Annotated in this window: 2 protein-coding genes; both read left to right on the forward strand. The window is 25.8% G+C overall.

Annotation, left to right across the window (positions count from 1 at the left end; genetic code table 11):
• The first annotated feature begins 203 nt into the window (after positions 1-203).
• Positions 204-1,112, forward strand: a complete 909-nt coding sequence (locus GBZ86_RS12045; RefSeq protein ID WP_152890995.1) for a CPBP family intramembrane glutamic endopeptidase — start codon at positions 204-206, stop codon at positions 1,110-1,112.
• Positions 1,113-1,297: 185 nt separating this feature from the next.
• Complete coding sequence (locus GBZ86_RS12050; protein WP_152890997.1) at positions 1,298-5,524, forward strand: putative mucin/carbohydrate-binding domain-containing protein; 4,227 nt, start codon at positions 1,298-1,300, stop codon at positions 5,522-5,524.
• The last annotated feature ends 12 nt before the right edge of the window (positions 5,525-5,536 follow it).

Below are 5,536 nucleotides of genomic sequence, written 5' to 3' on the forward strand. Positions count from 1 at the left end.
ATATTAATATTAATATTGATTTTTAAAATATTTAATATATTTAAACAGGTCTACTTTAATATATAAATAATTTAACTATTAAAAGTGAATTTTGCAAAGTGATATAATAAATTTTGTAAAATATTTTTATAATAAAGATTTTAAATTTAAAAATTAAGAAGGGAAGAATACTACTAAAATATTTTTAGTAGCAAGAAAGACTAATGAAAATATTTGATACAAAAAAAGGATTATTTAAAATGACAATGGAAGCTGAAAAAAAGGGAACTTTATCAAGTATACCATTTATATTAATTTCTCCTTTACTAAGCTTAATTCCAGGTATAGTAGTTGGATTACTTTTAGCCTTTACTATTGGGTATAGTGAAGAATATTTAAATGATTTTTTTCAGTTTAATTTATTACAATATACTAGTGGAGCTATATTAATTTATTATTTAATAGCTGAATTTAAAGAAAAAAGAAGTTTTTTTACTTTAGGTTTACCTTTAAATAAAAATATATTTTTAAAATATTTAATTGGATTTTTAATAGGAATTATAATGTTATCAGTTATAGCTTTAACAATAGTATCATTAGGATGCGGAAAAATTTCTTTTAATAAAATAAACACTAATTTTTCAGACATAATTTCATATATATATGTATTAATAAGTTGGATAATCTTAGGTGCATCAGAAGAGATTATGGTTAGAGGATATATGTTTCCATCTATAGCTGTAAAAAAAGGAGTTATATTTTCAATACTTTTAACATCTATTTACTTTGGACTTATTCATATAACAGGAAAAGGTGTAAATTTTATTGCTATTTTTAATTTAAGTTTATTTGGAATATTAGATTGTTTATATGCTATTTATGAAGAAAGTATATGGGGAGTTTGTGCTTTGCATGCTGCATGGAATTTTTGCCAAGGAAATATATTTGGATTTATTGTTAGTGGAGATATAGTAGGAGGAGGAAGTTTATTTAAAACAGGTATAATTGATGTTAATATTATAAATGGTGGAATATTTGGACCAGAAGCTAGTATAATAACTACAATAGTTATTATTATTGCAATAGTAATAATATTAGTATTGCAAAGAAAAAAATATAATAAAGAAGAATAAAATATGTTTAAATATAGAAAACAAAGTACTGTTAATAAAATAAATTAATATTAATTTATTTTATTAACAGTGTTTTTTTATTAAAAAATAGCAATAAAACTATTAGAAGAGTATCCAAAAAAAAACTATAGAATAATATGAAATAATATGAAGGATAAGTACTATGGTAAAAGAAGGAGATTTTTATGCAAATAAAACAAGAAAAATATGATTTGAATTTTTCACCTGAAAAAACTACTGAGATAAATTTTAATTTATTAGATGATTCAAAATATAATTTAGGAATTATAAAGGGTATAGCAATAAATTCTTCTACAAAAAAATTACTAATGGGATGTGTAGTAACACTACATAAAATAAATAATAATTTAGCAATATTAAGAGCAATAACCTATACCAATAAGGAAGGAGAATATATATTTAGTGAATTAGAAGAAGGTTTATATAATATTACAATATCAGCTCTTGGATATTTTACATCTCAATTTCAAGAAAATATACAGATGGGAAAGATAAATTCTACAATAAATAAATTGAATTTCAATGAAAATTCATCAACAGGAATTATATCAGGGGTAATAACAGATAATAACAATAAAATCATTCCTAATACTAACGTTATTCTTTATAGTATAAATAGTAATAAATCTCTTAATCCTTTAGCATTTACAGTAACTAATTCTAATGGTATTTATATTTTTTCTAATGTTCCAAAAGGTAAATTCTTAATTAAATCTAATAAATCAGAATTTGTTATTTTAAACACCTTTAATGAACAAAATAATGCTATAAGTTCAATATTTAGTTCAGAATCCCAGACAAACTATAGTTTAAGCGAAGGCATATTATCTAATGGTGCTAAAGTAAATTCAAATAATAATTTTGTAGAATGGTTAGGGGGAGCAATTGATGGAAGTGTTACTATAACTGTAAATATAGAAAAGGAAGGAACTTATATTGGGACAATAAAATATTTAGCTAATGAAAGTAGTTTTTTAAGTATAGATATAAATAATATTAAAAGTAATACAATTTATAATCCACCAGTAACTTATGGTGGAGATATTACTAATGCAAAAACATTTACGGTACCTTTATCTTTAAATGCTGGAAAAAATTTAATTAAATTTCATGGAGATGGGGAAAGGATTTCCCCAGATTTAGAATCTATTACTCTTTCATTAACAAATAAATTTATAACAGAAAATAATGAATATAATATAGCTTTAGGAACTTTAAGTTCAGGAGCAAAAGTAGAAGATACTACAAATTTTGTAGTGTGGATAGGTGGTCCAAGTGATGGAAAGGTTGTTGTAAATGTAAATATTGATAATATGGGATTATATGCTTTAGAATTTCAATATATTTCAGCGGATACTGATAGACCATTAAAAATTGATATTAATGAAAGTAACAAGGGATCTATTTATTTTTTGCCAAAAACATTAGGAGGGAATGTTAGTGATGCAAAAACCTTTACTGTACCAATATTTTTTATGGAAGGAAATAATGAAATAGTATTTCATGGAAATGGACAAGATTATGGTCCAAGTTTAGGAATGATGAGACTTAAATCTATAACAATACCAACTACTTTAAACTTAACTGAAGGAATATTGATAAATGGAGCAAAAGTTATAGAAGATGGAGTGGTTGGATGGCTAGGTGGAGAGGTTGATGGTTCAGTATTAATAAATTATGTTGCAGCTAAAACTGGTAGATATAATTTGAATATAACAGCACAAGGAGATAATTCTCCTCTTACAATAGATATTAATGGTATAAATACTGGAAGTATTTATAATGTGCAAGCTATTTCTCCAGAAACTGTTATAGTTTCTGTGACTATTCCTCTAAATTTAGGAAATAATATAATTAAATTTCATGGAGATGGAATAAACTATGGACCAGATTTGTTTAAAATTGAAATAGATAAAGTGGCAGTACCATTTCCATCATCTTTTTATAATATAGCAGAAGGTTCACTTTCAGATGGGGCTAGATTAAATGATTCAGGAGAAATAGTTACATTTTTAGGAGGAACTAAAAAAGGTTCAGTTAAAGTAACTGTAAATGTAAATGAAAGTGGAATTTATAATTTGATTTTAACTTATATTTCTGCTGAAGTAAGAACTTTAAAAATAGATATTAATGGAGAAAATACTGGTAAAGTTTATAGACCTGAAATTACTAATGGATGGACCATATCAGATGCAAAAAATTTTACTATTCCTATATCATTAAAGGCAGGAAATAGTTTAATTAAATTTTATGGTGATGAGATAAATTATTCACCTGATTTGGTTAAATTTTCAATTAAATCTATTAACACAATTACAATACCTACAGGTTCAAATGAATCAAGTAATAATATATCAAGTAACGATGAAGTAGAAGCAGTTTATAATATAGCTAAGGGCTCATTAACAAATGGAGCTAAAATTGATATTTCTACTAATTTTGTAACTTTTATAGGCGGGGTAAAAGATGGAGCTTCTACAATAGAAGTAAATGTTACTCAAGCAGGTTCTTATGAATTAGCTATTCAGTATATAGCTAGTGAAGATAGAAACTTAAGTATTGATGTTAATAATATAACTACAGGAGTTATTTATAAATTACCTGATACTGGAGGATTAACAACACTTCATATTAAAACTTTTCTTTTATCTGTTAAATTAAAATTTGGTAAAAATACTCTCAAATTTCATGGGGATGGATTAAATTATGCTCCTAATTTAGGTACAGTTTCTTTAAAGTTTAAGACTACTTCTTTAGAAAGTAATATATTCAAATTCTTTGGGTTATGTGGTAATTTGATAGCTACTTTAGAATTTGATACAAATTATAATACATTGCTTTGTAAATCTACAAGTGAATTAGCTAATATATATCTTAATACAATGTATTTTAGTGTAGTTTTATATGATAGAGATGGAAAAATGAAAGCAAAAGGGTTTGTTATGGGCACAGAAAATGCAAATAAATTTAGTCGTGATTTAGATGGAGAATCTTTTAATTATGGAGATTATCTTAGAATTAGTCATTTAGAGAAAGAAGATGGATTAAAAATACAAGGAGCAGTTATTGATGCACCTTCAAATTTAGCTTCTAGCTTTAAAAATATCGATTTATCTAAAGTGTTTTTTCAAATTAATTCAGAAGGAATAACTTTTAAAGTATCTCCATTTTCTTCAGTATTGCCTCAAGGAACATATAATATATCTGATGGAGTACTGGCTGATGGAGCACAATTAAATTTAGAAAATAATTTTGTTTCTTGGATAGGAGGCCCTAGAGAAGGGTCAGCAACAATAACAGTAAATGTGGAGGTAACAACAGAATATAAATTATTAATACAGTATCTTTCAGAAGAAAATAGATCTTTTAAGTTAGATATTAACAATATAGAATTAAAAGAAATTTTTAACCCACCAGTAACTGATACTTCTAATGTAGATGATGCAAAAATATTTATTGTAATTGTAACTTTAAATAGGGGTAATAATTCTATTAGATTTCATGGTAATGGAATAAATTTTGCTCCAGATTTTGGGCAGGTTGCTATTGTTAAAAATATTGAATTAGAATCAGGTATTTATAGTGTGGCTAATGGAAACTTTGAGGGAGGAGCAAGATTAAATCAGTCTGGAACTTATGCTATTAACATTGGAGGAACAACAAAAGGAGCTTCTACAGTAACTGTAAGAGTACAAATTACTGACCAATATAATATGATATTAAATTATATAAATACAGATAATGCTCCAAGACCATTGAAAATAGATGTTAATGGAATAAATACAGGAAAAATTTATTTAGTAGATCCATCTGATAATGGTATTTTTACAACAAGTCTTAGATTAAGTCAAGGTGATAATGCAATTAAATTTTATGGTGATGGAGTTAATCATTCTCCTGATTTGGGAAAGTTTTCATTGAATAATTCAACATCAACAGTTCCGTCTCAAGTAATTCCAGGTGACTCTTATTTTCTTATGAATGCAACATTAGCAGGAAGTGCAGAAATTGATGTTAATACTAAATTTGTAGGATTTTTAGGAGGAGAAAAAAAAGGAACTGCAACAATTACGGTAGATGTTACAAAAAGTGCTGTTTATTTTTTAGGAATATTATATTTATCAGGGGATAAAGATAGGACTTTAAAAATAGCAGTTGATAATCAATATTTTAATGATGGGGAAGTATTACCAAGAACTATAGATTGGAGAGTAGCTAATGCACAAGTATATTGGTGGGAGATATCTATGTATAAAGGAAAACATACATTAAAATTTACAGGTCCAGACAAGGAATATGGCCCATGTATAGGATCTATTAACTTGAATATATTTGCTATTGAACCACAATCACCTAGCAAGTCTACTATTCCTACAAAAATACCAATATAAATAGATTAATAT

The organism is Clostridium tarantellae (assembly GCF_009295725.1).
GTDB classification, from domain to species: domain Bacteria; phylum Bacillota; class Clostridia; order Clostridiales; family Clostridiaceae; genus Sarcina; species Sarcina tarantellae.

Excerpts from the sequence above, each read along its gene's own strand:
- GBZ86_RS12045 (WP_152890995.1), top strand. The coding sequence starts at position 204 with ATGAAAATATTTGATACAAAAAAAGGATTATTTAAAATGACAATGGAA.
- GBZ86_RS12050 (WP_152890997.1), top strand. The coding sequence starts at position 1,298 with ATGCAAATAAAACAAGAAAAATATGATTTGAATTTTTCACCTGAAAAA.